This is a genomic window from Cellulomonas sp. P4_A2 (assembly GCF_056402515.1).
Genome location: NZ_JBFUHG010000021.1, coordinates 17,656 through 44,637, shown reverse-complemented (window position 1 = coordinate 44,637; position 26,982 = coordinate 17,656). Strand labels below are relative to the sequence as shown.

Here is a 26,982-nt window from a genome sequence, read left to right as displayed (position 1 = left end):
CTGTCAGACGCGGGCCGGGGCTCGGGTGGTCGTCGGGCGCTCGGTGAGCGGCGGCGGGGGTGCCGGCGCCGCGGGGAGCGTGACGGTGAACGTGGTGCCGGCCGACGTCGCGGTGCTCGGCCCGACCGTGATCGTGCCGCCGTGGGCGGTGACGACCGCGTGCACGATGGCCAGGCCCAGCCCCGTGGACCCGGTCGTGCGGTTGCGGGACACGTCGCCGCGGGTGAACCGCTGGAACAGGCTGTCGCGCAGCGCGGGCGGGATGCCCGGTCCGTCGTCGGCCACCTGGAGGACCACCCGCGACCCGTCGCGACGGAGCCGGACGGTGACCGAGGTGCCCGCCGGCGTGTGCAGCCGGGCGTTGGACAGCAGGTTGGCCAGGACCTGGCGCAGTCGGGCGTCGTCGCCGACCACCTGGACGTCCTCGGGCGAGGTGTCCTCGTCGAGGTCCAGCGACCAGGCGTGGTCGGCGCCGGCCACGTGGGCGTCGGTGAGCGCGTCGATCGAGAGCAGGGCGAGGTCGACGGGGTCGGTGGCCAGCGGCCGGCCCGCGTCGAGGCGCGCGAGCAGGAGCATGTCCTCGAGAAGCCCGGTCATCCGCAGCGACTCGGACTCGACGCGCGACATGGCCTGCAGCGCACCGTCGGGCAGCTCCTCGGGGGAGCGGCGGACCAGCTCGGCGTAGCCGCGGATCGAGGCCAGGGGAGTGCGCAGCTCGTGCGAGGCGTCGGCGACGAACTGGCGCACCTGCGACTCGGACTCGTGGCGCGCCGCCAAGGCCTGCTCGACGTGCCCGAGCAGCTGGTTCAGGGCCGCGCCCACCTGCCCGACCTCGGTCGCGGGGTCGGTGTCGCGGACGGGCACGCGGTCGGCCAGGACGACCTCGCCACGGTCGAGCGGCAACCGCGCGACGCGGTTGGCGGTCCGCACGACCCGGTCGAGGGGACGCAGCTCGCGGCGCACGAGCACCAGGCCCAGGGCAGCGGCGACGAGCAGCGCGAACGCCGCGACGATCGCCTCGATCACGACGTACGTCGTGATGGTGTCGTTCACGGACGCGAGCGGGACCGCGGTGGCCGCGACGGAGCGGTCGGGACCCGTGACGCTGGAGATCGCCCGGTACTGGCCGAGGCCGTCGAGCGTGACCGTCCTGACGACCCCGTCCGTCGGGATCGCGAGCATCTGCTCGATCTGCGCATCGGTCAGGCGGGTCAGGGTGCCGTCGTCGTCCACGTACCCCGCGTCACGTGCCGGCAGGCTCGTCGGGTCCGTCCCGCCGGCCAGCTGCACGTTCACCGTGCCGACGTCCTGGAACGGACGGCCGGTGCCGTTCGGCACGAACGACGGAGCCGTGCCGAGCACCTCGGGGGCGAAGCCCGGTGCGGCACCGCCCTGCGTGACGCCGACCGACCCCCCGTCGGGGACGATGTGGACGTCCGCCGCGCGGCCGTGCGCCATCGTCAGCTTGTCGTCCACCTGCTTCACGAGCGAGCTGCGCAGGGACAGGGTGGTGACGGCGCCCATGACGGCTGCGACCACGGCGACGAGCGCGACGACGGTGACCACCAGTCGCCGACGCAGCGTCCACCGCGGCCGCGCGGCCATCAGAGCCATCAGACCGACGGCTTCAGCACGTACCCCACACCGCGCAGCGTGTGCAGCATCGGGGTACGACCCTTGTCGATCTTGCGGCGCAGGTAGGACACGTAGAGCTCGACGATGTTGGCCTGGCCGCCGAAGTCGTACTGCCAGACGCGGTCGAGGATCTGCGCCTTGGACAGCACGCGCTTGGGGTTGCGCATGAAGTAGCGCAGCAGCTCGAACTCGGTCGCGGTCAGGCGGATGTCCTCACCGTCGCGGGACACCTCGTGGCTGTCCTCGTCCATCCGCAGGTCGCCGACGACGAGCACGGCCTCCTCGCGCGACGACACCGACCCGGTCCGGCGGAGCAGGGCGCGCAGGCGGGCGACGACCTCCTCGAGGCTGAACGGCTTCGTGACGTAGTCGTCGCCACCCGCCGTGAGGCCGGCGATCCGGTCCTCGACGGCGTCCTTGGCGGTCAGGAACAGCACGGGGACGTTGGGGTGCGTGGCGCGCACGCGGCGCAGCACGTCGATGCCGGACAGGTCGGGGAGCATGACGTCCAGGACGATGACGTCGGGGTCGAGCGACTTCGCGGTCTTCACCGCGGCGTGGCCCGTGAGGGCGTGGTCCACCTGCCAGCCCTCGTAGCGCAGGGCGGTGGACAGCAGCTCGGCAAGGGTCGGCTCGTCATCGACTACCAGTGCGCGAACGGGTGATCCGTCGGGGCGCGTCAACACGTCCGGGCGGCGGCTGGTCGTGATCGTCATGGTCCGACCTTCCGACCGCGACCTGAGGCACGCCTGGGGCAACCCTGTGAAAAGTCTGAGAGATGGGCTCTCAGTCGAGCGGGTGGGGCCGATCGGCGCCGGCGAGCGCGGCGGTGAGGATGGCCTCGATCGCGAACTGGGTGGCGACGGGCAGGTCGACGTCCTCGTCGAGGAGCCACTGCACCTGCAGACCGTCCATGACGCCGATGATCGCGCTGGCCGCGCAGGTGGCCAGCTCCTCGGAGACGGCTCCCTCCCCGACCGCCAGGATCGCCGACTGGATCTCGCCGCGCAGGACGGTGAAGCGCTCGGTCACCCAGGTGCGGGCGGGGTGGTTCTCGGTGACGGACTCGCCGGTCAGGACGGTATAGCCCTGCACGATGCCGCGACGCTCGACGTTCATCCGGGCCGTGCGCAGCAGGTGGTGGAACAGCTCCAGACCGCCCGGGATGTGCTGTCCCTCGAGGTCGCGGACGTCCTCCTTGTCGCGGTACTCGAGCACCTCGACGAGCAGCTGCTCCTTGGACCCGAAGTGGTGCAGGACGCCCGCGTGGGTGATGCCGACCTGCTCGGCGACCTCCGTCAGCGAACCGCTCATGTACCCCTTGGAGCCGAACGTGTTGGCGGCTGCGCGCAGGATCTCGGCCCTGCGTTCGGCAGTGGCCTGGCGGGGCTGACGCGGCTTGCGCGCTGCCGCCTTCGGGGGAACGTCGTCGTCCATGACCGAAACCATACTGTGATCTTTGCACTTACTGACAAGTCAGTAAGTTGTGCTTTGATGCTCGGCAGAAGACAAAGACGTCCTGAACGGAGACTGCTGCTGTGTCACTCGACACGGCCACCCAGCCGCCCACGGCTGAACGGCCCACCCACGGAGATGCCGCCCTGAGCGCTCTGCTCACGCGCCTCTCGCTCGAGGAGAAGGTCCGCCTCGTCGTCGGTGCCGGTCTGTGGTCGACCACCGCCGTGCCGCACATCGGCCTTCGCGCCATGCACGTGTCGGACGGTCCGGCCGGTGTCCGAGGCATCTCCGAGAGTGCCGACGAGACGTCGGCGTCCTTCCCTGCCCCGAGCGCGCTCGCCGCGACGTGGGACGTGGACCTGGCCGACGAGGTCGGTGCGGTGTTCGCCGCCGAGGCCCGCCGGCACGGCGTCGATGTGGTGCTCGCCCCGCAGGTCAACCTGCAGCGCACCCCCGTCGGCGGCCGTCACTTCGAGTGCTACTCCGAGGACCCGCTGCTCACCGGCGCGATCGCCGTCCACGTGGTCAAGTCCGCGCAGGACCGCGGCGTCGGCATGTGCATCAAGCACTTCGTCGCCAACGACTCCGAGACCGAGCGCACCAGCTACCTGGCCCGCGTCGACGAGCGGACGCTGCGCGAGGTCTACCTCGCGCCGTTCGAGCAGCTCGTCCGCGAGGCGCAGGCGTGGTCCGTCATGGGCGCCTACTCGGGTGTCGACGACGGCCACACAGCCGCCCCCGTGCTGGAGCACCGCCCGCTGCTCACCGGCGTCCTCAAGGACGAGTGGGGCTTCGACGGCGTCGTGGTCAGCGACTGGGTGGCCACCAAGTCCGTGATCGGTGCCGCCGAGGGCGGCCTCGACCTGCAGATGCCCGGACCGGACGGCCCCTGGGGCGACGGCCTGCTCGACGCGGTGCGCTCGGGCGACGTCAGCGAGTCGCTCCTGGACGACAAGGTCCTGCGGCTGCTGCGCCTGGCTCAGCGCGTGGGCGCCCTGGACGGCCTCGCGCCGTCCGGCGACCTGCGCGACCACGTCGGCGACGTCGACGCCCGCGAGGTGCTGCGCCGCCTCGTCTCCCGCTCGATGGTCGTGCTCCGCGACGACGAGCACGCGCTGCCCGTCGCCCCTGACGACGTCACGCGTATCGCGCTCCTCGGCCCGAACGCGGTCCATCCCTTCCAGCAAGGGGGCGGCTCCGGCTTCGTTCGGCCCGACCGCTCGTCCACCCCCTCGGAGGCGTTGCGAGACGCCTTCGGCGATGCGACGGTCGACATGCACGCCGGTGCGGTCTCCCGCCTGCTGCCCCCTGCGCTGGATCTTGCCGATCGCTGCACCACCCCGGAGGGCCACGTCGGCGCCCAGGGCGAGCTGCTCGACGCGGACGGTGCCGTGCTCGCCACGGCCGACGTGACCACGTGGGACGGCTGGCTGCGGGAGGTGCCCGGTCCCGCGACCGCGCTCCGCATCCGCACCACGGTCCGGCTCGACGAGCCCGGCCGCCACGAGGTCGGCGTCGGCACGGTGGGCAAGCACGTCATCTCGGTCGGCGGAAAGGTGCTCTCGACCAGCGACACCGTGGTGGGCGCCGAGGTCATCCTCGACTCGAGCGTGAACCAGCCGCCCCCGGCCACGCTCGTGATCGACGTGACCGAGCCGACCACGGTCGAGATCGACGCGCTGGTGCAGGCCGTACACCCCGTCGGGTACGCGAGCTTCGTGCGCGCCGAGCTGGTTCACCGCACGCCGGGCACCTCGCCCGACGAGCTGCTGGCCGTCGCCGTGGAGGCCGCCGCCGCGGCCGACCTCGCGATCGTCGTGGTCGGGACCAACGAGGAGATCGAGTCCGAGGGGTACGACCGCACGAGCCTCGGGCTGCCGGGCACGCAGGACCAGCTGGTCAAGGCCGCGCTCGCCGCGAACCCGAACACGATCGTCGTCGTGAACGCCGGCGCCCCGGTGCTCCTGCCCTGGCTCGACGAGGTGCCCTGCGTCGTCTGGGCGTGGCTCGGTGGCCAGGAGTGGCCCGAGGCGCTCGCGGACGTGCTGACCGGTGTCACCGAGCCGGCCGGCCGCCTGCCGTGGACGCTGCCGGCCCACGAGTCGGACGTCCCGGTCCCCGACGCGATCCCCGTCGACGGCGTCGTCGACTACTACGAGGGCGTGCACGTCGGGTACCGCTCGTGGCTCGCCCTCGGCCGCACGCCCGCCGCCCCGTTCGGTCACGGCCTCGGCTGGACCACGTGGGAGTACGAGTCCATGACGTCCACCCTCGACGGCGACGGGGGGGTCGTGCTGGACATCGAGGTCCGGAACACGGGGACCCGCGCTGGTCGTGAGGTCGTCCAGGTCTACGTCGAGCCCCCCGAGAACTCGTCCCTGGGTACGCCCGGGGTCGAGCGTCCGGTCCGCTGGCTCGGCGGTTTCAGTGTCGTGCTCGCCGAACCCGGTGCGCACGAACGGGTCCAGGTCCGGGTGGACGCGCGTGCGTTCCGTACCTGGGACACGGCAAAGCCCGGTTGGGTCACCCCGGCCGGTACCTACCCGATCCGCGTGGGCCGTTCGTCAGGCGACCTACGTCTCGCGGTCGACGTGGACCTCCCAGGGTCCGCGTCTGCCGGGCCAGACCCGCACGTGTAGTACCCAGCAGTCCCGAGCACGACCTGCAGGACGGACGATCCGCAGTCGTCCGGCAAGGCTCCCCTGTCAGTCTCTTTTCAGCGAACGACACCCGTAAGTACCCCAGCAGTGCAAGGAGGCACTCCGTGAGAACGCGCAAGCTCGCAACGATGATGGCCGGTATGGCCACGGTCGCGCTGCTCGCCACCGCCTGTTCAGGTGGCAGCGGCAACGACGACGCGTCCAGCTCCGCAGGCAGCGGCTCGTCCGATGGTGTCCTGACCATCGGTATGCCGAACGGTGTCCAGGCGAACAACCAGAACCCGTTCGCGACGAACTCGTCGGCGATGTCCCTCGGCTACGCGATGGTCATCTACGAACCCCTCATGATGGTCAACGAGGCCGACCCGGCTGCCGACGCCGAGCCGTGGCTCGCCGAGTCGGTCACCTGGAACGAGGACTTCACCGAGGCGACGATCACGCCGCGCTCGGGCGTCAAGTGGTCCGACGGTGAGGACTTCACGGCCGAGGACATCGCGTTCAACGTCAACCTGCGCAAGAACAACGACGCGATCAACTCCGCCGCCCTGCCCTACGGCGACGTCGCCGTGCAGGACGACGGCACGGTCAAGGTCGCCTTCACGTCCGGCCAGTTCGTCAACCAGTCCAAGCTCTACAGCCTGATGATGGTTCCGGAGCACATCTGGAAGGACGTCGCCGACCCGACGACGGACGAGAACACCGACCCGGTCGGCACCGGTCCGTTCACCCTGACGTCCTGGACGCCGCAGGCGGCGACCCTCGACCCCAACCCCGACTACTGGGGTGGCAAGTCGCAGGTCAAGCAGCTGCGCTACTCGTCCTACACGGACAACAACGCGCTCACGACGGCCCTCACCACCGGTGAGGTCCAGTGGGGCTGGACGTTCATCGCGGACTACGAGACCGTCTACATCGCGAAGGACCCCGACAACTACCACCAGTGGGCTGCCGCGGGCCTCGGCATCGACAACATGTTCCTCAACGTCGAGACCAAGCCGTTCAGCAACAAGGCGTTCCGCCAGGCGCTGAACACGGCCCTCGACCGCGAGAACATCACGAAGATCGCGACGTCCGGCGTCAACCCGGTCCTCACGAACGTCTCGGGCCTGCCCCTGCCGGCAGGTCAGCCGTTCCTGAACCCGGACCTCGACGGCAAGGACTACCCGTCCAGCGTCGACGACGCCAAGGCGATCCTCGAGGACGCCGGCTACACCTGGGACGACGGCGGCAAGCTGATCGACCCCGACGGTGAGGCCGTCTCGTTCGCGATCACGGACCCGACCGGTTGGAACGACTACAACACGGCCCAGGACCTCGTCGTCGCGACCGCGCAGGAGCTCGGCGTCGACGCCACGGCGGAGAAGCCCCCGGCCGACAACTGGTTCGAGGACGTCCCGCTGGGCAACTTCCAGGCGGCGTTCCACTGGACCGACGGCGGCGCCACGCCGTACGACATGTACTCGGACATCTTCGACGGTGCCCAGTACGTGCCGCTCGGCGAGAAGGCCAACTGGAACTTCGGGCGCTACCAGAACGACGAGGCCACGGCCGCGTTCAAGACGTACGCCAGCAGCTCCAGCGAGGACGACCGCACGGCAGCCCTGAACACGATCCAGAAGATCTACGTGGACGAGGTTCCCGGCATCGCCCTGTGGTCGCGTCCGCAGACCGCGCAGTACTCCACGAAGAGCTACGTGGGCTGGCCGGACGCTGACGACCCGTACGCCGGGCCGCAGCCGACCCGTCCGGGTGCTGCTGAGATCGTCATGAAGCTCAAGCCCGCCAGCTGAGCCTGGTGGGCTTGCTCCCACCGCACCCGCGGGCACCGCCCGCCCTGACGAACATTCCCCCAGGTGAGCTGATGACTGCCCCCACGCAAGGTCCGATCCAGGAGCACGGCGACGGCGCCGTGCAGACCGCCGAGACCCCGGTCCTCCAGGCGGTCTCGATCCGCAAGTACTTCCCCGTCCGCGGGTTCCGCTCGAAGAAGGTCGTGCACGCGGTCGACGACGTCGACCTCGAGCTCTACCGCGGCCGGGTCGTCGCCCTCGTCGGCGAGTCCGGCTCCGGCAAGTCGACGATCGCGCGGCTGCTCGCCCAGCTGATGCCGTTGACCGCCGGCACGATCAAGCTCAACGGCGAGGACGCGCACGTCAACGGGCGTGCCGGGTTCCGCACGTACGTGTCCAAGGTCCAGATGATCTTCCAGGACCCCTTCGCGTCACTGAACCCCGTCCACACCGTCCGGTACACGCTGACACGCAGCCTGCGGATCCACCGCGGACGACTGCGCGGCGACGAGCTGGAGAAGTCGCTGCTCGAGCTGCTCGACCGCGTGAACCTGCGCCCGGCCGACCGGTACATCGACAAGTTCCCGCACGAGCTCTCCGGCGGCCAGCGTCAGCGCGTCGCGATCGCCCGCGCCCTGGCCGCGAACCCGCAGGTCCTGCTCGCCGACGAGCCGATCTCGATGCTCGACGTGTCGATCCGCCTCGGCATCCTCAACCTGCTGCGCGACCTGCGCGACCGCCTGCAGATCGCGATCCTGTACATCACGCACGACATCGCGTCCGCCCGCTACTTCGCCGACCGCACGATGGTGATGTACGCCGGCCGTGTCGTGGAGAGCGGTGACAGCGAGTCCGTCACGCAGGACCCCAAGCACCCGTACACCCAGCTGCTCGTCCGGTCCGCCCCCGACCCCGACGACCTGGACGCCCGCGCCCGCGGTGCCCGCGGCGAGGCCCCGAGCCTCGTCACGCCCCCCGAGGGCTGCCGGTTCAACCCGCGCTGCCCGTTCGCGAACGACGTCTGCCGCACCGAGGTCCCGCCGCTGATGGACGTCGGCGTCGATCGCTTGGCCGCCTGCTGGGGCTACGCCGACCGTCCGGACCGCCCGCAGCTCGGCTCCGTCCTCGATGCCTACGGTGCCCGCCCGACGATCGACGTCGACGTCGTCGTCCGCGCAGACGCCGACCTGGCCGCAGCCGCGGCCCCCGAGCCCGCTGCGGGCGCCGACCCGGGCGGTGCCGCGATCGCCGCGCCGACGGCGCCCGCAGCGTCCCACACGCCCGGACAGGAGGGCCTCCGATGAGATTCATGGTCCGCCGCATCATCTTCTACATCGTCACCTTCTGGGCGGCCGTGACGCTGAACTTCTTCATCCCGCGCATGATGCCCGGCGACCCGGTCAGCGCCCTGATGGGCCGCCTGCAGGGCCGCATCGACTCGCACGCGGAGCACGCGCTGCGGGTGCTGCTCGGCCTCGACGACACCCAGTCGCTGTGGCAGCAGTACGTCGACTACTGGCAGCTGATCCTGCACGGCGACCTCGGCCGCTCGTTCACGTTCTTCCCGCAGCCGGTCGCCGACATCGTCGAGCAGGCGCTGCCCTGGACGATCGGTCTGGTCGGCGTCGCGACGATCATCGCGTTCACGCTGGGCACCCTCGTCGGCCGGTCCATCGGCTGGCGGCGCGGCACGTGGGCGGACTCGGCGCTGCCGATCTCGGCCTTCTTCTCGGCGGTCCCGTACTTCTGGCTCGCCCTCATCGCGATCTCGGTGTTCTCGGTCCGGCTGGGCTGGTTCCCCTCGAGCGGCAGCTACGACCGGTCGATGGTGCCCAACTGGTCGTTCGAGTTCATAGGTTCGGTCATCTACTACGGCTTCCTGCCGGCCATGACCATCGTCATCGCGTCGATCTCCGGCTGGATCCTCGGCATGCGCAACATGATGGTCACCGTGTCCTCCGAGGACTACGTGACGGTCGCCCAGGCCAAGGGCCTCAAGGAGCGGCGCGTGATGGGCGGCTACGCATCCCGCAACGCGATCCTGCCCCAGGTGTCCAGCTTCGCGCTGTCGCTCGGGTTCGTGGTCGGCGGCACGCTGATCATGGAGATGGTCTTCTCCTACCAGGGCATCGGCTACGTCCTGTTCACCGCGGTGTCGACGCACGACTACCCGCTCATGCAGGGCTGCTTCCTGGTCATCACGATGGCCGTCCTCGTCGCCAACATCGTTGCCGACTTCGTCTACGCCGCGCTCGACCCGCGGACCCGGCAGGAGGGCTGACATGGCCATCGACCTGACGCTCCTGGAGGACACTCCCGACGTCACGACGGCGGAGACCACCACCTCGGGCAAGCGGCGCTTCGTCTTCCTGCGGAACTCGAAGTCGCTCACCGGCTTCGTGATCGTGGCGTTCTTCACGTTCCTCGCCATCTTCGGCACCTGGCTCGCCCCGTACGAGCCGGGCGCGCTGAGCGCGGACCTGCTGCAGGCTCCGTCGTCCTCGCACTGGCTGGGCACCAACCAGCTCGGGCAGGACATCCTGTCCCAGATCATCATCGGCACCCGGAGCGTCGTGATCGTCGGCCTGATCGCCGGGATCGGGGCCACCGCGATCGGTGTCCTGGTCGGTGTGACGTCCGGCTACATCGGCGGGATCGGCGACGAGGGCCTGTCCATGCTCGCCAACGTCTTCCTGGTCATCCCGCAGCTGCCGCTCATCATCATCATCGCCGGCCAGCTGCCCTCGGTCGGTGGTGTCACCGTCGCGGCAGTGATCGCGGTGACCGGCTGGGCGTGGGGTGCGCGCGTGCTGCGTGCCCAGACCCTGTCGTTGCGACGGCGAGACTTCGTCGAGGCCGCCCGGGCCAGCGGTGAGAGCACGTGGCGCATCATCACCGCCGAGATCATGCCGAACCTCACGGCCATCATCGCCTCGGGCTTCGTCGGAACGGTCGTGTTCGCGGTGCTCACGCAGACCACGCTGGCCTTCATCGGCATCGGCGACCCGGGCGACTGGAACTGGGGCACCATCCTGTACGGGGCGCAGAACAACCTCGCGCTGCAGCGTGGCGCGTGGTGGTGGTTCGTCCCGGCCGGTCTGTGCATCGCCCTGGTCGGCATGGCCCTGACGCTCATCAACTTCGGGATCGACGAGTTCGTCAACCCGCGGCTGCGCAGCGTCGGCATGAACGCCCGCACCCTGCGCAAGCGCGGCATCCGTCCCCGCATCGGCTTCACCCCCGTGGTCTACGAGGCGCCCGGTGCGTCGGCGCCGAAGTCGACGCTCGTCACGCAGTCCGAGCAGATCGAGGTCGCCGGGATCGTGCCGTCGAACGGCCATCACAGCAAGGAGGACCGGGCATGAGCGCCGTCCCCACGCGTTCGATCTGGACGCCCGGCGAGGTCGGCCGCGTCGCCGAGCCCGTCCTGGAGATCAAGAACCTCTCGGTCGACTACGGGTTCGACGACAACCCGACGCACGTGCTGCGCGACGTCTCGCTGACGCTCAACCGCGGCGAGGTGCTCGGGCTGGCCGGCGAGTCCGGCTGCGGCAAGTCGACGCTCGCCTACGCGGCGACGCGCCTGCTGCCGCCTCCCGGCATGATCACGGGCGGCGAGGTCGTCTTCACCGACCGCTCCGGCTCCCAGGTCGACGTCCTGGCCATGAGCGACCAGGACCTGCGGGCGTCCCGCTGGCAGGACATGGCGATCGTGTTCCAGGGCGCCATGAACTCGCTCAACCCCGTGCACCGCATCGGCCGGCAGATCTCCGACGCGCTGCTCGCGCACCTGCCGTCGATGAAGAAGAACGAGTCGATGGAGCGCGCGGCCGACCTGCTCGACATGGTCGGCATCTCGCCCGACCGCCTGCGGTCCTTCCCGCACCAGCTCTCCGGCGGCATGCGCCAGCGCGTCATGATCGCGATGGCGCTGGCGCTCGACCCGCAGGTGCTGATCATGGACGAGCCGACCACCGCGCTCGACGTCGTCATGCAGCGCCAGATCGTGGAGCAGATCGCCGAGCTGCGCGACCGGCTCGGGTTCTCGGTCATCTTCATCACGCACGACGTCTCGCTGCTGATCGAGATCGCGGACCGCATCGCGATCATGTACGCCGGCGAGATCGTCGAGGAGGCCGCGGCCCAGGACGTCTACCGGCGTCCGCGGCACCCCTACTCCGACGCCCTGCTGCACTCGTTCCCGCCGCTGCGCGGGCCGCGTCGCGAGCTGGGCGGCATCCCCGGCTCGCCCCCGGACCTGGCCAGGCGCCCGACGGGCTGCCCGTTCCGGGACCGCTGCGCCCACGCGTTCGACGCGTGCGCGACGGTCGCGCCGGAGCTCGTCACGCCGGCCGTGCCCGGCGACGACCCCCGTCGCCAGGTCGCGTGCCTGCGGCACGACCCGGCCGCCGTGGCCGCGGCCGGGTTCCAGCCCGTCCCCGTCCCCGTGGAGCTGTCGGTCCGCTGACCTTCTGAGAACCTCCGCTGATCCCCGGTCCGTCCTCGGTGGCATCCGCCTCGGTCGTCGACTCGTCGACGACCGTGTCGCCACCGGGGGCGGGCCGGTCAGCGGATGCGCTCAGGAAGAAGGACTCACGACGAGGGCCGCGCCCGGACGTGCATCCTCGCTGTGCGCTTTGCGACCTGGTCTGTCGTGGGTCTACGAGGGCCGCGCCCGGACGTGCATACGGGCTCCTTGCTTCCCGAAGATGCTCAGCACCTCCGCCGGCTGCGTGCCCTCGTTGGCGAACCAGTGCGGCACGCGCGTGTCGAACTCGGCGGCCTCGCCGGGCGGCAGCTCCAGGTCGTGCTCACCGAGCACGAGGCGCAGCCGACCCTCGATGACGTACAGCCACTCGTATCCCTGGTGCGTCCCCAGCACCGGCTCGGGCACGTGGGGCGTGGGCGGGATGACGAGCTTGAACACCTGGATGTCGCCCGTGCTCCGCGACAGCGGGATCACCGTGCGACCGTGCCGGGTCACGGGCCGCGGGTGGACGCGCGGGTCGCCGGTGGCGGGCGCGCCGACCAGCTCGTCGAGCGGGACCCGGTAGAGGCCCGCCAGCGGCACCAGGAGCTCGAGCTGCGGGCGTCGCGTTCCCGACTCCAGTCGCGACAGCGTGCTCACCGAGATCCCGGTCGTCGCCGACGCCTGCGCGAGCGTCAGTCCGCGCTGCTGGCGCACCGCGCGCAGCCGCGGGCCCACGGCTCGCATGACGAGCTCGACGTCCTCGGCCTTCGCGTCGTGGGTCATGGGCGGCAGTTTGCCACTCCGGCAACGAGCGTTGCCGAAGCTCGCACATGCGCTGCACGGTGGGCGCATGAGCGAGACGACGGACGTGGACGTGGTGGTGATCGGCGGCGGCGCCGCGGGACTCAGCGGGGCGGTGATGCTCGCGCGCTCCCGTCGGGCGGTGCTGGTGATCGACGCGGGCGAGCCGCGCAACGCGCCCGCCGAGGGGGTGCACGGGCTGCTCGGGCAGGAAGGTGTCGCGCCGGCGGAGCTCCTGGCGCGCGGTCGCGACGAGCTGCGCGCGTACGGCGGGCAGGTCGTCGCCGGTCGGGTGGTCGAGGCTCGCCGCGACGAGGGCACGGCGGCGGGCGCCGGAGCGCAGGGCTTCCTGACCGGCGGGCGGCCGCCGGCACCGGGCTTCGTCGTGGCGACCGCGGACGGCCGCGTGGTGCGGGCGCGGCGGGTCCTCGTCGCGACCGGACTGGTGGACGAGCTGCCCGACGTGCCGGGGCTGCGCGAGCGGTGGGGGCGCGACGTCCTGCACTGTCCCTACTGCCACGGGTGGGAGGTGCGGGACCAGGCGATCGGCATCCTGGCGACCTCGGCGCGGGCCGTCCACCAGGCGCTGCTGTTCTCCCAGCTGTCCGACGACGTCGTGGTCCTCCGGCACACGGCCCCGCCGTTCTCCGACGAGCAGGCGGCGATGCTGCGGGCGCGGGGCGTGCGGGTCGTGGACGGCCCGGTGGAGGAGGTGGTCGTCGAGGGCGACAGGCTCGCCGGGGTGCGCGTGGAGGACGCGGTCGTCCCGCTCGACGCGCTCGTCGTCGCGCCCCTGTTCACGGCACGCACAGAGGGGCTCGAGGGGCTCGGGCTGGAGCTCGGGGTGCTCGACGGCGCCGCGGGCACCTACGCGGTCGGGGACGGCGCGGGCGTGACGAACGTGCCGGGGGTGTGGGTCGCCGGCAACGTCACCGACCTGATGGCGCAGGTCGGGGCTTCCATGGCGGCAGGCACGCGGGCCGGCGCGATGATCAACGCCGACCTCGTCGACGAGGACGTCCGACGAGCGGTGCCCGTCGCGTGACCGCTCGTGCGGGGGCCCGTCCGGTAGCCAACCTCTCTCACAGGTCAAGGGCTGTCCACGTCCAGGTGTTCCACAGGCCGGGTCGGTGAAGTGGTTCCCGAGCCCGTGGACGACCACCCGCTCGCCGACGCCGCCGGGAGGCACGCGATGAGCACCATGACCGCAACAGGGCTCGACCGGACGACCGTGCTCGCGTCGGGACCGCAGCAGCCGTGGCTGACCGCGAGCGTGCGCCCGGCGGGGTCGTTCGGGCGCGCGGACGTCGGGCGGCTGCGGGACCTGCTCGACGCCCTGTCGGCGACGGCCTCGATGGTGGTGCTGGACCTGGGCGCCGTGAGCCTGCGCAGCCACCACGCGGCGGACGTGATCGACGAGGCCGCGGTCGAGCTCGAGCGGCGTGGCGGCTGCCTGCTGTGCATCAACGCCGACGACGACGTCCGGGCGCAGCTGGGCACGTGCACGCACGCGGTCGTCGTCGCGCCGGGGGAGCCGTCGCCGCGCTGACCCTCGTGCCCGTCGCGCGCGCCGTCAGACTCCGGGGGGACGATCGGGACCCGACGGTGACCTACCGTTGTGCGGTGAGCAATGCCCCCGTCCTGCGCGCCCCCGCGCGACCCGCTCCGGTCGTCCGCGACCGCCGGATGGGCGTCGTGGTGCTGGCGCTGGCGATCGCGGCACTCTCGTTCGTGGGCGTCTGGCTGCTCTGGCGGGTGTTCGTCGACACCCTGGCCGGGCAGCAGGTGGAGAACGCCGCGTTCCAGGGTGCGCGCTACGGGCAGACGCAGCTGTGGCGGGTCGCGGAGCGGGTGCTCGACGTGGTGTCGGTCGGGTTCATCGTGGCCGTGCTGCTCGCCGCGATGCTCATCGCCGCGCTGCGTCGGCGCTGGTCGCTCGCCGTCCAGGTGGCCGTGCTGATGATCGGCGCCAACCTGACCACGCAGGTGCTCAAGCATTCGGTGTTCGACCGGCCCGACCTGGGCGTCGAGGCGAGCTACGGCAACACCCTGCCGAGCGGTCACACGACGGCCGCGGCGTCGATCTCGGCGGCGCTCGTCCTCGTCGTGCCGCCGAGGTTGCGGCCATGGGCGGCGGTGCTCGGTGCCGGGTACACGACGGCCACGGGCATCTCGACGCTCATCGGCCAGTGGCACCGGCCCTCGGACGTCGTCGCCGCCGTGCTGGTGGTGCTGGCCTGGACCTCGATCGCATGCGCGCTGGTCGCGCTGACGCCTGCTCGGGTCCCGACGACGACCGGGGCGCTCAAGGTCGCCCGCGACGTGGACCGCGACCCGACGCCCGCGACGATGCGTCTGGTCGTCTCCGGGCTCGTCATCCTGGGGGTGGCCGCGGCCGGCTGTGCGGCGGTCGCGCTGACGCACACGTGGAACAACCGCGACGATCTGTCGGCCCGCGCGGAGCAGGTCACGGCCTACCTCGGAGGAGCGGCCGGGGCGCTCATGGCGTCGTGCCTGGCATTCGCGATCATGCTGGTGCTGCGGCAGGCCGCCGCGGCTCGTCCGCCCCTCGTCGGGACCGACGTGCAATCGAACCGCCCACCTGCGCCGTTACGTGTGAGTAAGGACTCCCGCCAGCCGAACCGATTGCCGGAGGCTTGACGGAACGCCGTAGAGTCCCCAGCGGTGCACTACGTGCGGGGCCATCCGACCTCGCGCAGTCTGAGGAAGGCCTGACGGATGTCTGCAGGGCGCAAGCTCGTCATCGTGGAGTCGCCCGCCAAGGCGCGCACGATCGCCGGGTACCTGGGCGACGGGTACGACGTCGAGGCGAGCGTCGGGCACATCCGCGACCTCCCGCAGCCCTCGGAGCTGCCCGCCGACATGAAGAAGGGCCCGTTCGGGAAGTTCGCGGTCGACGTCGACAACGGCTTCGCTCCGTACTACGTGGTCGACGCGGACAAGAAGAAGAAGGTCAGCGAGCTCAAGAAGCTGCTGAAGGACTCCGACGAGCTCTTCCTGGCCACCGATGAGGACCGTGAGGGCGAGGCCATCGCCTGGCACCTGCTGCAGGAGCTCAAGCCCAAGGTCCCGGTCAAGCGCATGGTGTTCCACGAGATCACCCGCGAGGCCATCGAGCGGGCGCTGGCCAACACGCGCGAGCTCGACGACCGGCTGGTCGACGCGCAGGAGACCCGCCGCATCCTGGACCGGCTGTACGGGTACGAGGTCAGCCCGGTGCTGTGGCGCAAGGTCCGTCAGGGCCTCTCGGCCGGCCGTGTGCAGTCCGTCGCCACCCGGCTGGTGGTCGAACGTGAGCGCGAGCGGATGGCGTTCGTCGCCGCCGACTACTGGGACGTGACGGGCACATTCGCCGTAGAAGGCACGGTCGAGGACGCCGCCGAGCCGGCGTTCTCCGCCAGGCTGTCGTCGGTCAACGGACGGCGGGTCGCCTCGGGCCGCGACTTCGCGGACAACGGCACCCTGAAGACCGCCGACGTCGTGCACGTCGACGAGGCGGTCGCGACGAGCCTCGTCGCCAACCTGGCGTCCTCGTCGTTCGCCGTGGCCTCGCTGGAGACCAAGCCGTACACGCGCAAGCCGGCCGCGCCGTTCACCACCTCGACGCTGCAGCAGGAGGCCTCGCGCAAGCTGCGGATGGCCTCCCGGCAGACCATGCGCACCGCGCAGGGCCTGTACGAGAACGGCTACATCACCTACATGCGTACGGACTCCTCGTCGCTGAGCTCGCAGGCGATCGACGCCGCGCGGCGGCAGGCCTCCGAGCTGTACGGCCCCGAGTACATCCCCGACTCGCCCCGCGTGTACACGAGCAAGGCCAAGGGCGCCCAGGAGGCGCACGAGGCCATCCGGCCCGCCGGGGACCACTTCCGCACGCCGGCCCAGGTGGCCAAGGAGCTCTCCGGCGACCAGTTCCGGCTGTACGAGCTGATCTGGAAGCGCACGGTCGCCTCGCAGATGGCCGACGCCCGCGGGCAGACCGCCTCCGTCCGCCTCGGCGCGACCGCCTCCGACGGCACCGACGTCCTGTTCTCGGCCTCCGGCACGGTCATCACGTTCCGCGGGTTCCTGGCGGCGTACGAGGAGGGTCGCGACGTCTCCCGGTACGACACGGACTCGTCGACGGCCGACGCGGAGAAGGGCGACGCCCGGCTGCCCGCGATGGCCGAGGGCGACCCGATCTCCGCCGCCGACCTCACCGCCGACGGGCACCGCACCTCGCCGCCGCCGCGCTACACCGAGGCGTCGCTGGTCAAGGCGCTCGAGGAGCGCGGGATCGGGCGGCCGTCGACCTACGCCGCGACGATCTCCGTGATCCAGGACCGCGGCTACGTGACGGGTCGCGGGCAGGCGCTCGTGCCGTCGTGGCTCGCGTTCGCGGTGACCCGCCTGCTCGAGGAGAACTTCGACTGGCTGGTCGACTACGACTTCACGGCCGAGATGGAGGAGGACCTCGACGCGATCGCGGCGGGGGACAAGGACCGCGTGGCCTGGCTGTCGCGGTTCTACTTCGGCGACGGCTCGGGCAACGAGGAGGGCGAGGGTCTGCGCGACCTCGTCGCGAACCTCGGGGAGATCGACGCCCGGGAGGTCAACTCGATCCCGATCGGCGACGGCATCGTGCTGCGCGTCGGCCGGTACGGGCCCTACCTCGAGGACTCGCTGGCCGAGCCCGGCGAGGACGGCAACCCGCGCCGTGCGTCCGTGCCCGAGGAGCTCGCACCGGACGAGCTGACCGTCGAGAAGGCCCGCGAGCTGCTCGAGACGCAGCCCGAGGGCGACCAGGTGCTGGGCACCGACCCCGTCGTCGGCACGCCGATCGTGGCGCGCAACGGCCGGTACGGGCCGTACGTGACGGAGATCCTGCCGGATCCCGAGATCGACACGTCCCTGTCGCAGGCCGCCCAGAAGCGCGCGCTCGCGGCGGCCCCGAAGCCGCGCACGGCGTCGCTGTTCAAGTCGATGTCGCTCTCGTCGGTCACTCTCGACGACGCCCTGATGCTGCTGTCCCTGCCCCGGGTCGTCGGCGTGGACCCCGAGTCGGGCGCCCAGATCACCGCGCAGAACGGGCGCTACGGGCCGTACCTGAAGAAGGGCACGGACTCGCGGACGCTCGCCTCCGAGGAGGCGCTCTTCACGACGACGCTCGACGAGGCGCTGGCGATCTACGCGCAGCCCAAGCGCGGTCGCGGCGCCACGTCCGCGCCGCCGCTGCGGGAGCTGGGCGACGACCCGACGTCCGAGAAGCCGATCGTCGTGAAGGAGGGCCGCTTCGGCGCCTACGTCACCGACGGGGTCACCAACCGCACCCTGCCGCGCGACCTCACGCCCGAGACGATCACGCGCGAGCAGGCGATCGAGCTGCTCGTCGAGAAGCGCGCGTCGGCCCCGGCCAAGAAGAAGGCACCGGCCCGTCGGGCGCCGGCCAAGGCACCTGCCAAGAAGGCCGCGACGAAGAAGTAGGGCGCGCGAGATAGGTTGGCGCCATGGCTCGCACCGAGGATCCCCGTACCGCACCTCCGATCCGCTGGGGCATCCTCGGCGCCGGGGGGATCGCCGCCGTGTTCGCCTCCGCGGTGAACACGCACACCCGCGCACAGCTCGTCGCCGTGGGCTCACGGAACCGCGATCGCGGGTCCCGGTTCGCCACCGCGCACGGCGTCCCGTCGGTGCACACGAGCTACCGCGGGCTGGTCGAGGACGAGCGGGTCGACGCGGTCTACGTCGCGACCCCGCACTCGGAGCACCGCGAGCACGCGCTGCTGGCGATCGCGGCGGGCAAGCACGTGCTCGTCGAGAAGGCGTTCACGCGGAACGTCGCCGAGGCCGAGGAGATCTTCGACGCGGCCCGTGCCGCGGGCGTGTTCGTCATGGAGGCGATGTGGACGCGGTTCCTGCCGCACGTCGACGCGCTCCACCAGGTGATCGACGCCGGCGAGATCGGCGACATCGTCAACATCTCGGCCGACCACGGCCAGTACTTCGCGTTCGACCCGAAGAGCCGCCTGTTCGACCCGAACCTCGCGGGTGGCGCGCTGCTCGACCTGGGGGTCTACCCGGTGTCGTTCGCGCACGACTTCCTCGGGGTGCCGGACTCGATCCAGGCGGTCGGCCAGCTGACGTCCACGGGCGTCGACGGACAGATCTCGATCGCGATGACCTACGGCGAGCGCACGCAGGCCACGCTCATGACGACCCTGTGGGCCAAGTCCCCGACGACCGCGGAGATCTCCGGGACCGAGGGCCTGATCAGCGTGGCCGGCAGCTTCTACGGCACGTCGTCGTTCCGCGTGGAGCGCCGCGACGGCCGCGTCTGGACGTTCGACAAGCCCGGCCAGAAGGGTCTGCAGTTCGAGGCGGCCGAGGTGGCCCGGCGGGTCGCGCTGGGCGACGTGGAGAGCCCGCGCATGACGTGGCAGAACACGCTCGACGTCATGCGCACCATGGACACCATCCGCGCGCAGGTCGGGGTCGTCTACCCCGGCGAGTGAGAGGGCGGTCCGGCACGGCGATGTCTCCCGTGGCGACTACCCTGACGCACGTGACCGAGCCTGCGTCGACCCCTGCCCCTCCGGGGCTGTTCGTGTCGTTCGAGGGTGGTGACGGCGCGGGCAAGTCCACGCAGGCCCGCCTGCTCGGCGACTGGCTCCGGGGTCTGGGCCGCGAGGTCGTCCTGACGCGTGAGCCGGGCGGCACGGAGCTCGGCGTCGAGCTGCGCAACGCCGTCCTGCACGGCGACCACGTCGACGCCCGCACGGAGGCGCTCCTGTACGCGACCGACCGCGCGCACCACGTCGCCTCGGTCGTCCGGCCCGCGCKCGCGCGCGGGGCCGTGGTCGTCACCGACCGCTACCTCGACTCGTCCGTCGCCTACCAGGGCAGCGGACGCGACCTGGGTGCCGACGAGGTCGAGCGCCTCTCCCTGTGGGCCGTCGACGGGCTGCTCCCGGCGCTCACCGTCCTGCTCGACCTCGACCCGGTCGCCGGTCGCGCGCGGCTGACGGGGGAGCCCGACCGGCTCGAGCGAGCCGGCGACGAGTTCCACCGACGCACCCGGCAGGCGTTCCTCGGACGTGCTGCCGCCGACCCCGGCCGCTGGCTCGTGCTCGACGCGACCCTGCCGGTCGACGAGCTGGCTGCGGCGATCCGGGTGCGGGTGGCGGCACTGGTCGGGGTCGCCGCGTCGGGCACACCGAGCGTCGCGACGTCCGGGGGCGTCGCGTGACGAGCGTCTGGGACGACGTCGTCGGCCAGGAGCCCGCGGTCGAGGTCCTGCGGACGGCGATCTCGGACCCGTCGGCGATGACGCACGCCTGGCTGCTGACGGGCCCACCGGGATCGGGGCGCTCGAACGCGGCACGCGCGTTCGCGGCCGCGCTGCAGTGCGCGACCGGCGGCTGCGGCGTCTGCCACGACTGCACGACGACGCTGCGCGGTCTGCACCCGGACGTCACGGTCGTCGCGACGGAGGGCGTCTTCATCCGCGCCGAGACCGCGCGGCCGCTGGTCGAGCTCGCGCAGCGCAGCCCGGCGCAGGGGCGCTACCGCGTCATCATCATCGAGGACGCCGACCGCCTGAACGACACCTCCGGCAACGCTCTGCTCAAGGCGATCGAGGAGCCCGCGGGCCGCACGGTCTGGCTGCTCTGCGCGCCCAGCCAGGAGGACGTGCTGGTCACCATCCGCTCGCGCTGCCGCTCCGTGGCGCTGCGCGTCCCGCCGGTCGACGCCGTCGCGGCCCTGCTGGTGTCGCGCGACGGCATCGACCCGGACGTCGCCGAGATCGCCGCCCGGGCCGCGCAGAGCCACGTCGGCATCGCGCGCCGGCTCGCGCGCGACCCGCAGGCCCGCGCCCGCAGGTCGGCCGTGCTCGGCATCGCCGCCAAGATCCGCGGCGTGGGCGACGCCGTCCTCGCGGCTGGGGAGCTCGTCGAGACCGCGCAGGCCGACGCCAGGGCGGCGACCGAGGAGCGCGACGCGCAGGAGCGCACCGAGCTGCTTCGGGCCATGGGCGCCGAGGGTGCGGCGACCCTCCCGCCGTCGCTGCGGACCCAGGTGAAGCAGCTCGAGGAGGACCAGAAGCGCCGCGCGACCCGGGCGCAGCGGGACGTGCTCGACCGCGCGATGGTGGACCTGCTCTCGCTCTACCGGGACGTCCTCGTCGTCCAGCTCGGTGCCGGCGTGGAGCTGGTCAACGTCGAGCACGAGCCGTCGGTCCGCGCGCTCGCGGAGTCGAGCACCGCGGAGCAGACCCTGCGGCGCATGGACGCCGTCGGTCAGGCCCGCACCCGGCTGGCCGGGAACGTGGCCCCGCTGCTCGCGGTCGAGGCGATGGCCGTCGCGCTCCGACCGCAGGGGTGACGGGCGGACAACCGGCGATCGGGCGACCGCCCGCGATCGGGCGAACATCCTCGATCGGGCAAACGGCGCAGATCGGGCGAGCACCACAGGGTTCCCCCAGCAATCTCCCCGAGACTCCCACGGACCGCCCAGTCTCGACGGCTACGGTGTGGGGCATGCTGCCGTCGACCGATCACCCCGCCGCGCCCGGACGCGACGCGAGCGACCGTCGGTCACGACGCCCCGTCGCCGTCGTCGCGGCGCTCGTCGGCCTCGCCCTCCTGCTCGCGGGATGCGTCGCGCCGAAGAACCAGACGACCGTCGAGACCCCTCGCGCCGACGCGACGCAGGCCACCGGGCCGCTCGCCTCCTTCTACAACCAGGAACTCGACTGGACGTCGTGCGACGCCGGCGAGTGCGCGACCGCGCAGGTGCCCCTGGACTACGCCGACCCGTCCGGTGAGTCGATCGGGATCGCGCTGGCGCGGTCGGCGGCCACGGACGGCGACCCGATCGGCTCCCTGCTGCTCAACCCGGGCGGCCCCGGGGCGTCCGGGATCGACTTCCTGCAGCAGGCCAAGGGCCTGGTCAGCAAGGACGTCCAGGCGAAGTACGACCTCGTCGCGTTCGACCCGCGGGGCGTGCAGCGCTCCAGCCCGGTCGACTGCGTCGACGACTCCCAGCTGGACGAGCTGATCGCCTTCGACCCTGACTACTCGACCGATGCGGGCATCCAGCACGTGATCGACGTGTACGGCGACCTCGGCGCGGCCTGCCTGGACCGGACCGGTCCGGTCCTCGCGCACGTCGACACGGTCAGCGCGGCCCGCGACCTCGACGTCATCCGGTCGGCCCTCGGCGACGACCAGCTGCACTACCTCGGCTTCTCGTACGGCACGGAGCTCGGCGCCACCTACGCGGCCCTCTTCCCGACGACGGTCGGGCGGATGGTGCTCGACGGCGCCCTGCCTCCGACGCTGACGCCCGACGAGGCCGCGGAGGGCCAGGCCGCGGGCTTCGAGGGCGCCCTGCGCGCGTACGTCACGGACTGCCAGGGCGGAAGCGACTGCCCGCTCACGGGATCGGTCGACGAGGGCATGGCCCAGGTGCGACGCCTGCTCGACCGTGCCCGCGCGAACCCGCTGCCCACCAACACCGACCGCGACCTCACCGGCTCGCTCGCGTTCTACGGGATCGCGCTGCCGCTCTACTCGCAGGACTCCTGGGGCTACCTCACGCAGGCCCTCCAGGCGGCCATCAGCAAGGGCGACGGCTCGGTGCTGCTGCAGCTCGCGGACATCTACTCCGACCGCGAGCAGGACGGCTCCTACTCGACGAACCAGATGGTCGCGTTCAACGCGATCAACTGCGCGGACTCGCCGCACGACACCGCGCCGGACTTCGACGCGATGCGGGCCGAGGCCGCCCAGATCGACGAGGTCGCCCCGACCGTCGGCTCGTTCTTCGGGTACGGCGACGTCGTGTGCGCGAAGTGGCCGGTCCCGGCCGCCCCCGAGCTCGACGACTACACGGCGCAGGGTGCGCCCCCGATCGTCGTCGTCGGCACGACGAACGACCCGGCCACGCCGTACCGGTGGTCCGAGCAGCTCGCCGACCTGCTGTCCACCGGCGTCCTGCTGACCTACGAGGGCGAGGGGCACACCGCCTACGGCTCGTCCAACGACTGCATCGCCGGTGCCGTCGACACCTATCTGCTGGGCGGCGACGCACCGGCGGCCGGTACCCGCTGCTGACCTCCCCGAGTTGCCGAAGCCGTTGCCCCGGGTGACGGTGGCCGCATGGCATCCCTCAGCGGACTGATCACGCTCTGCCCCCTGCGCGGCGGCGGACCGGCGAGTGGCGGGCTCGTCGTGCGGTCGCTCCTGCTCGGTCTGGCGGCCGGTGCCCGTTCGTCTCTCGGGCCCGGTGCCGCGACGCTCACCGGCGGAGGGAGCCGGATCGCCCGCCTCGGTGCGGCCACGAGCATCGTCGGCGAGCTCATCGGCGACAAGCTGCCGTCCGCGCCCAGCCGGCTCGACCACCGCGGCGACGAGCTCCGCGCGGTCGCCGGCGCGATCGGCGCGTCGATGCTGGCTCGTCGAGCCGCGGCCCGGCCCCTCGTCCCCGCGATCGCGGGCGCGGTCGGCGGGTTCGTCGGGACGCACGCGGGTGCGTCCTGGCGGGCCTGGGCCGGGGGTCGGATGCCCGACTGGCAGGCCGCGCTGCTCGAGGACGCCGTCGCGCTCGGCGCGGCCGCGCTCGCCTGTCTGCCGGGGCGTCGGCCCGCCTGACCGCTCGCTTTGGAGGGGGCGGGGTCCTGCGGGTACAGTTGGCGCGCTCGCCGAGGTCCCCTGGATCGCGACGACGCCGCCTTAGCTCAGTCGGCAGAGCGTCTCACTCGTAATGAGAAGGTCAAGAGTTCGATTCTCTTAGGCGGCTCCGGAAAAGGCCCCGTGACCAGCGGCAACGCTGGTGCGGGGCCTTTCGTTGTGGGGAGTGGCCGACCTCGTAGCCCAGCTTGGTGTGCCAACTGGTGGCCACGAGCGGCGCACGGCCGGCTCCTGAGCCCGTCGTCGGCTTCGTGATGAACGCTGGCCCCGGCCTGATCGCTCGGTTCTTCCTTCGTGCGCTCAGTGGGTACGCAGGCCTGCGGCTAGGGCGACGGCATCGGCGACCAGGGTCCGGATCTCCTGGCCGGCGCGGGCGCGGACGGCAGCACGCGGAACCATCCACGAGCCACCGACTGCTGCCACGCAGGAGAGGGCGAGGTACTGGTCGAGGTTCCCCGGCCCGATCCCGCCGGTGGGGACGAACCGCAGGTCACCGAATGGCGCCGCCAGAGCGGCGATCGCAGCAGGTCCGCCGCTGGTGGCCGCGGGGAAGAACTTCACCGTGCTCAGCCCGAGCTCGAGGGCGGCTTGTACCTCGGTGGCGGTCACCGCACCGGGGAGCGGCAGGACGCCGCGCTCGAGGCAGCGCTCGACGACCGCGCGGCTCGTGCCGGGAGAGACGACGTACGAGGCACCCGCGGCGACGGCCTCGTCGACCTGTGCGGGGGTCAGCACCGTGCCGGCGCCGACGAGCACGTCTCCGCGGTCGCGGAGCACCCGGATGGCATCAGCGGCCGCCGGGGTGCGGAAGGTCACCTCGGCGACCGGCAGGCCGCCGTCGACGAGCGCGGCGCCGAGCGCGTCCGCGTCGGTGGCGTCGTCGATGACGACGACCGGCACGAGGGTGTGCTGGGCCAGCAGCTCGAGGATGTCGGAGGTCGTCGCAGATCCGACCGCGGGCTCCGGGGTCGTGCCGGTGCTCATCTGTCCTCGCTCGTCGTCAGACGGGCGGGGGATCGCCCGGTCGTGGGGTTCGCTGCCGGAGCGGGCGGAGCGCCCAGGTGGAGGCGTGGCTCAGGGCGGTGGACACCGCGCGGGCGGTAGCCGAGCTCGTCGGCGAGGCCGAGCAGGTCGGCGGCGAACCAGGTGGTCGCGGCCCACAGCTCCGTGCCCATGAGCGACGGCGGCTCGGAGGGGGCGAACGCCCAGCCCTCACCGGTACGCCAGCCGACCAGCGACCGCTCGAGCACGGCCGTCGCCGCCGCGACCACGCCGTCGCGGCGGTACCCGGGCTCGGTGCGAGCCGCCCACCACAGGGGCTGCGCTACGTCCAGGAGGTCGCATGCGCCGGCATCGTGCGGCAGCTCGGCGGCGCGGCGCAGGAGCGTGTCGACGAGTGCGCGCGGCGACCCTCCAGGGACGTCCCACTGCGCGAGCGTCCCGCGAAGGAGCCGGTACGTGCCGTTGACCGGCTCGCGCAGCCCGCCCGCCGTCGAGCCCCAGAGGCCGGTGCCGGCGTCGCGCCGCGACAGCACCCAGCCGGTCACGGCCTCGAAGAGCCCTGTGCCGGCTCCAGGGTCGGCGAGCCGCGCCCACGTGAGCGCGGTGCCGACCGCGTCGAGGGTTGCGCCGGCGCCCCACGCCCCGCCACGCCAGTCGAGCGCGTCGAGCAGACGGACGAGACGGTCGGCGGGCAGATCCAGCACGGCGTGCACGGGATGAGCGAACTCGCTGCCCAACAGCTCGAGCGCGTACCCGACGCAGAGCACGTGGTAGGCGTGGTCGCCGTCGGGCAGAGCACGCGCGGGAGCAGGGTGGTGCGCCTTGCCGAGCTCGGGTACGAGCCCGTCCGTCGAGTCCTGCAGGCCCCGGAGCGCGGCGATGTGCTCGTCGCGAGACATCGCCGCGGGGACGGTCCCCGCCCACAGCTCGGCCAGCTCGATCGCGTCGGAGTGCGCCCGGACCGTCGGCGTTGCACCCTTACGGTCACGGTAGGCGCCATCGACATAGGCGTCGTCGAGGATCGTCGCGACGTCGGCCCGAGCCCGCTCACCCAGCTCTCGCAGCCTCGGACCGAGCCCCGCGGACGACGCACCCAGCCGCGAGCGCACGATGCGCGCAGGGTTTCCGACGACGACGGAGCCCTCCGGCACATCGCGCGTCACGACCGCGCCGGCTCCGACGACGCTGTGCGCGCCGATGCGGACGCCGTCGCGAACGAGGGCGTGCGCGCCGATCCAGACGTCGTCGCCGACCTCGATGCCCCGGCTCGTCAGCGGCTGCCGGAAGATCTCCGTACCCGGGTCGGCGAAGCCGTGGTCGAAGCCGACGAGGGCAGCATGCGTCCCGATCCGCACGGCGCGACCGAGCCGCACCGGACCGCGAAGCACCACGCCGACGTTGACCGAGCAGTCGTCACCGACCTCGACGTCTCCCGTGACGTGCGCGAACGCCGCGACGTAGGACCGGTCACCCAGGCGTAGGCGTGCGCCGTCGACCACGGCGAGCCGGGAGACCGTCGCGCCGTCGCCGATCGCGTGCCCGGCCGCCCGCAGCGCAGCCACGCGAGCGGCCAGCTCCGCGCGTTGCGCGGGCGTCGTGATCTCGTCGATCCGCCATGGCTCGAACTCCCACGCGGGGATCAGCCCGTCGCCGTCGAGGGGGCCCGTCGTCACGCTCGTCGGCACGTCGTCGGCCACGTCAGCTGGCCAGCCAGCCGCCGTCGACGGGCAGCACCGTGCCGTGCACGTAGTCCGACGCGGCCGAGGCGAGGAACACGACCGCACCCTGCAGGTCGGCCGGGGTGCCCCAGCGGCCGACCGGGATGCGCGCGAGGATCCCCGCCGACCGGCCCTCGTCGGCGCGGAGCGGCGCGGTGTTGTCTGTCGCGAAGTAGCCCGGCGCGATCGCGTTGACATTGACGTCGTGCGGCGCCCACTCGTTGGCGAGCGCGCGTGTGATGCCCGCGACCCCGGACTTCGCGGCTGTGTAGGACGCGATGTTCCGCCCGCCCTGGAACGAGAGCATCGACGCGACGTTGACGATCTTGCCGCCACCGGCCGGCGTCATCACCCGGGCCGCCGCCTGGGAGAGGAAGAAGACGACCTTGAGGTTGACCTGCAGGACGTCGTCCCAGTCCTCCTCGGAGAACTCGATCGCCGGACGGCGCCGGATGATCCCGGCGTTGTTGACGAGCACGTCGAGCCTGCCGAGGCCGTCGACGACGTGCGCGACCGTGGCCGCGAGGTCGTCGGTACCTGCCGTGAGGAGGTCCTGCGCGATCGGCAGGGCCCGACGGCCGAGCGCCTCGACCGCCGTGACGGTCTCGGCGGCCCCGCTGCGATCGAGCAGCGCCACGTCGGCGCCGGCCTCGGCCAGCGCGATCGCGATTCCCTGCCCGAGCCCGCGGCCCGCGCCGGTGACGAGCGCGACCTTGCCGCGCAACGAGAAGCTGTCCAGGATCATGGGTCCACCTC

22 protein-coding genes and 1 tRNA gene are annotated in these 26,982 nt (G+C 72.1%); 16 read left to right on the top strand and 7 right to left on the bottom strand.

Annotation, left to right across the window (positions count from 1 at the left end; genetic code table 11):
- Positions 1 to 3: 3 nt before the first annotated feature.
- The 3 genes from AC1DUE_RS17120 to AC1DUE_RS17110 form a co-directional block, all read right to left on the bottom strand.
- On the bottom strand, positions 4 to 1,614 hold the full coding sequence (locus AC1DUE_RS17120) for a sensor histidine kinase (RefSeq protein ID WP_477040621.1): 1,611 nt from the start codon (positions 1,612 to 1,614) through the stop codon (positions 4 to 6).
- Complete coding sequence (locus AC1DUE_RS17115; RefSeq protein WP_477040620.1) at positions 1,614 to 2,351, bottom strand: response regulator transcription factor; 738 nt, start codon at positions 2,349 to 2,351, stop codon at positions 1,614 to 1,616. Before AC1DUE_RS17115 ends, AC1DUE_RS17120 begins: the two co-directional genes overlap by 1 nt.
- 70 nt (positions 2,352 to 2,421) lie before the next feature.
- Complete coding sequence (locus tag AC1DUE_RS17110) at positions 2,422 to 3,072, bottom strand: TetR/AcrR family transcriptional regulator (protein ID WP_477040619.1); 651 nt, start codon at positions 3,070 to 3,072, stop codon at positions 2,422 to 2,424.
- 101 nt (positions 3,073 to 3,173) lie between these two features.
- Between AC1DUE_RS17110 and AC1DUE_RS17105 the strand changes: the two genes are divergently transcribed.
- From AC1DUE_RS17105 to AC1DUE_RS17080, 6 genes are all read left to right on the top strand, one after another.
- On the top strand, positions 3,174 to 5,732 hold the full coding sequence (locus tag AC1DUE_RS17105) for a beta-d-glucosidase (RefSeq protein WP_477040618.1): 2,559 nt from the start codon (positions 3,174 to 3,176) through the stop codon (positions 5,730 to 5,732).
- A 125-nt stretch (positions 5,733 to 5,857) separates the two neighbouring features.
- The gene (locus AC1DUE_RS17100; protein WP_477040617.1) at positions 5,858 to 7,543 is read left to right on the top strand and encodes an ABC transporter substrate-binding protein; all 1,686 of its coding nucleotides are present in this window, start codon (positions 5,858 to 5,860) and stop codon (positions 7,541 to 7,543) included.
- Positions 7,544 to 7,614: 71 nt separating this feature from the next.
- Entirely contained in the window at positions 7,615 to 8,847 is a 1,233-nt protein-coding gene (locus AC1DUE_RS17095; protein WP_477040616.1) for an ABC transporter ATP-binding protein, read from the top strand.
- Positions 8,844 to 9,824 carry an ABC transporter permease gene (locus tag AC1DUE_RS17090; RefSeq protein ID WP_477040615.1) on the top strand — a complete coding sequence of 327 codons (981 nt, stop codon included), beginning with the start codon at positions 8,844 to 8,846 and terminating at the stop codon, positions 9,822 to 9,824. The genes AC1DUE_RS17095 and AC1DUE_RS17090 overlap by 4 nt, the downstream gene beginning before the upstream one ends.
- 1 nt (position 9,825) lies before the next feature.
- Positions 9,826 to 10,908, top strand: coding sequence for an ABC transporter permease (locus AC1DUE_RS17085; RefSeq protein ID WP_477040614.1), 1,083 nt, complete (start codon positions 9,826 to 9,828; stop codon positions 10,906 to 10,908).
- On the top strand, positions 10,905 to 12,011 hold the full coding sequence (locus AC1DUE_RS17080; protein ID WP_477040613.1) for an ABC transporter ATP-binding protein: 1,107 nt from the start codon (positions 10,905 to 10,907) through the stop codon (positions 12,009 to 12,011). Before AC1DUE_RS17085 ends, AC1DUE_RS17080 begins: the two co-directional genes overlap by 4 nt.
- 192 nt (positions 12,012 to 12,203) lie before the next feature.
- Here AC1DUE_RS17080 and AC1DUE_RS17075 read toward each other — a convergent pair whose 3' ends face one another.
- Complete coding sequence (locus AC1DUE_RS17075) at positions 12,204 to 12,797, bottom strand: helix-turn-helix domain-containing protein (RefSeq protein WP_477040612.1); 594 nt, start codon at positions 12,795 to 12,797, stop codon at positions 12,204 to 12,206.
- 67 nt (positions 12,798 to 12,864) lie between these two features.
- Between AC1DUE_RS17075 and AC1DUE_RS17070 the strand changes: the two genes are divergently transcribed.
- The 10 genes from AC1DUE_RS17070 (at position 12,865) to AC1DUE_RS17025 (ending at position 23,615) form a co-directional block, all read left to right on the top strand.
- Complete coding sequence (locus AC1DUE_RS17070; RefSeq protein WP_477040611.1) at positions 12,865 to 13,860, top strand: NAD(P)/FAD-dependent oxidoreductase; 996 nt, start codon at positions 12,865 to 12,867, stop codon at positions 13,858 to 13,860.
- Positions 13,861 to 14,007: 147 nt separating this feature from the next.
- Positions 14,008 to 14,364, top strand: a complete 357-nt coding sequence (locus AC1DUE_RS17065) for a hypothetical protein (protein ID WP_477040610.1) — start codon at positions 14,008 to 14,010, stop codon at positions 14,362 to 14,364.
- Between the two features lie 74 nt (positions 14,365 to 14,438).
- Positions 14,439 to 15,476 carry a phosphatase PAP2 family protein gene (locus AC1DUE_RS17060; RefSeq protein ID WP_477040609.1) on the top strand — a complete coding sequence of 346 codons (1,038 nt, stop codon included), beginning with the start codon at positions 14,439 to 14,441 and terminating at the stop codon, positions 15,474 to 15,476.
- Positions 15,477 to 15,554: 78 nt separating this feature from the next.
- Positions 15,555 to 18,299, top strand: coding sequence for a type I DNA topoisomerase (gene topA, locus AC1DUE_RS17055; protein ID WP_477040608.1), 2,745 nt, complete (start codon positions 15,555 to 15,557; stop codon positions 18,297 to 18,299).
- A 23-nt stretch (positions 18,300 to 18,322) separates the two neighbouring features.
- Positions 18,323 to 19,327 (top strand): Gfo/Idh/MocA family protein, encoded by a 1,005-nt coding sequence (locus AC1DUE_RS17050; protein WP_477040607.1) that lies wholly within the window; start codon positions 18,323 to 18,325, stop codon positions 19,325 to 19,327.
- A gap of 20 nt (positions 19,328 to 19,347) precedes the next feature.
- On the top strand, positions 19,348 to 20,061 hold the full coding sequence (gene tmk / locus AC1DUE_RS17045; RefSeq protein ID WP_477040606.1) for a dTMP kinase: 714 nt from the start codon (positions 19,348 to 19,350) through the stop codon (positions 20,059 to 20,061).
- The gene (locus tag AC1DUE_RS17040) at positions 20,058 to 21,197 is read left to right on the top strand and encodes a DNA polymerase III subunit delta' (protein WP_477040605.1); all 1,140 of its coding nucleotides are present in this window, start codon (positions 20,058 to 20,060) and stop codon (positions 21,195 to 21,197) included. The genes tmk and AC1DUE_RS17040 overlap by 4 nt, the downstream gene beginning before the upstream one ends.
- A gap of 155 nt (positions 21,198 to 21,352) precedes the next feature.
- The gene (locus AC1DUE_RS17035; RefSeq protein WP_477040604.1) at positions 21,353 to 22,930 is read left to right on the top strand and encodes an alpha/beta hydrolase; all 1,578 of its coding nucleotides are present in this window, start codon (positions 21,353 to 21,355) and stop codon (positions 22,928 to 22,930) included.
- Positions 22,931 to 22,975: 45 nt separating this feature from the next.
- Positions 22,976 to 23,467, top strand: a complete 492-nt coding sequence (locus AC1DUE_RS17030) for a hypothetical protein (protein WP_477040603.1) — start codon at positions 22,976 to 22,978, stop codon at positions 23,465 to 23,467.
- A 75-nt stretch (positions 23,468 to 23,542) separates the two neighbouring features.
- Positions 23,543 to 23,615, top strand: a tRNA-Thr gene (locus tag AC1DUE_RS17025).
- A 191-nt stretch (positions 23,616 to 23,806) separates the two neighbouring features.
- Here the strand turns inward: AC1DUE_RS17025 and eda are convergent.
- The 3 genes from eda to kduD are packed head-to-tail and all read right to left on the bottom strand — an operon-like array spanning position 23,807 to position 26,971.
- Entirely contained in the window at positions 23,807 to 24,490 is a 684-nt protein-coding gene (gene eda / locus AC1DUE_RS17020; RefSeq protein WP_477040602.1) for a bifunctional 4-hydroxy-2-oxoglutarate aldolase/2-dehydro-3-deoxy-phosphogluconate aldolase, read from the bottom strand.
- Positions 24,487 to 26,205 carry a DapH/DapD/GlmU-related protein gene (locus AC1DUE_RS17015; RefSeq protein WP_477040601.1) on the bottom strand — a complete coding sequence of 573 codons (1,719 nt, stop codon included), beginning with the start codon at positions 26,203 to 26,205 and terminating at the stop codon, positions 24,487 to 24,489. Before AC1DUE_RS17015 ends, eda begins: the two co-directional genes overlap by 4 nt.
- 1 nt (position 26,206) lies before the next feature.
- Positions 26,207 to 26,971, bottom strand: a complete 765-nt coding sequence (gene kduD, locus AC1DUE_RS17010; protein ID WP_477040600.1) for a 2-dehydro-3-deoxy-D-gluconate 5-dehydrogenase KduD — start codon at positions 26,969 to 26,971, stop codon at positions 26,207 to 26,209.
- Between the last annotated feature and the right edge of the window lie 11 nt (positions 26,972 to 26,982).

Excerpts from the sequence above, each read along its gene's own strand:
- AC1DUE_RS17120 (WP_477040621.1), bottom strand. The coding sequence starts at position 1,614 with ATGGCTCTGATGGCCGCGCGGCCGCGGTGGACGCTGCGTCGGCGACTG.
- AC1DUE_RS17070 (WP_477040611.1), top strand. The coding sequence starts at position 12,865 with ATGAGCGAGACGACGGACGTGGACGTGGTGGTGATCGGCGGCGGCGCC.
- AC1DUE_RS17115 (WP_477040620.1), bottom strand. The coding sequence starts at position 2,351 with ATGACGATCACGACCAGCCGCCGCCCGGACGTGTTGACGCGCCCCGAC.
- AC1DUE_RS17050 (WP_477040607.1), top strand. The coding sequence starts at position 18,323 with ATGGCTCGCACCGAGGATCCCCGTACCGCACCTCCGATCCGCTGGGGC.
- AC1DUE_RS17035 (WP_477040604.1), top strand. The coding sequence starts at position 21,353 with ATGCTGCCGTCGACCGATCACCCCGCCGCGCCCGGACGCGACGCGAGC.
- AC1DUE_RS17080 (WP_477040613.1), top strand. The coding sequence starts at position 10,905 with ATGAGCGCCGTCCCCACGCGTTCGATCTGGACGCCCGGCGAGGTCGGC.
- eda (WP_477040602.1), bottom strand. The coding sequence starts at position 24,490 with ATGAGCACCGGCACGACCCCGGAGCCCGCGGTCGGATCTGCGACGACC.
- AC1DUE_RS17085 (WP_477040614.1), top strand. The coding sequence starts at position 9,826 with ATGGCCATCGACCTGACGCTCCTGGAGGACACTCCCGACGTCACGACG.
- AC1DUE_RS17110 (WP_477040619.1), bottom strand. The coding sequence starts at position 3,072 with ATGGACGACGACGTTCCCCCGAAGGCGGCAGCGCGCAAGCCGCGTCAG.
- AC1DUE_RS17030 (WP_477040603.1), top strand. The coding sequence starts at position 22,976 with ATGGCATCCCTCAGCGGACTGATCACGCTCTGCCCCCTGCGCGGCGGC.
- AC1DUE_RS17065 (WP_477040610.1), top strand. The coding sequence starts at position 14,008 with ATGAGCACCATGACCGCAACAGGGCTCGACCGGACGACCGTGCTCGCG.
- AC1DUE_RS17090 (WP_477040615.1), top strand. The coding sequence starts at position 8,844 with ATGAGATTCATGGTCCGCCGCATCATCTTCTACATCGTCACCTTCTGG.
- AC1DUE_RS17095 (WP_477040616.1), top strand. The coding sequence starts at position 7,615 with ATGACTGCCCCCACGCAAGGTCCGATCCAGGAGCACGGCGACGGCGCC.
- AC1DUE_RS17075 (WP_477040612.1), bottom strand. The coding sequence starts at position 12,797 with ATGACCCACGACGCGAAGGCCGAGGACGTCGAGCTCGTCATGCGAGCC.
- topA (WP_477040608.1), top strand. The coding sequence starts at position 15,555 with ATGTCTGCAGGGCGCAAGCTCGTCATCGTGGAGTCGCCCGCCAAGGCG.
- kduD (WP_477040600.1), bottom strand. The coding sequence starts at position 26,971 with ATGATCCTGGACAGCTTCTCGTTGCGCGGCAAGGTCGCGCTCGTCACC.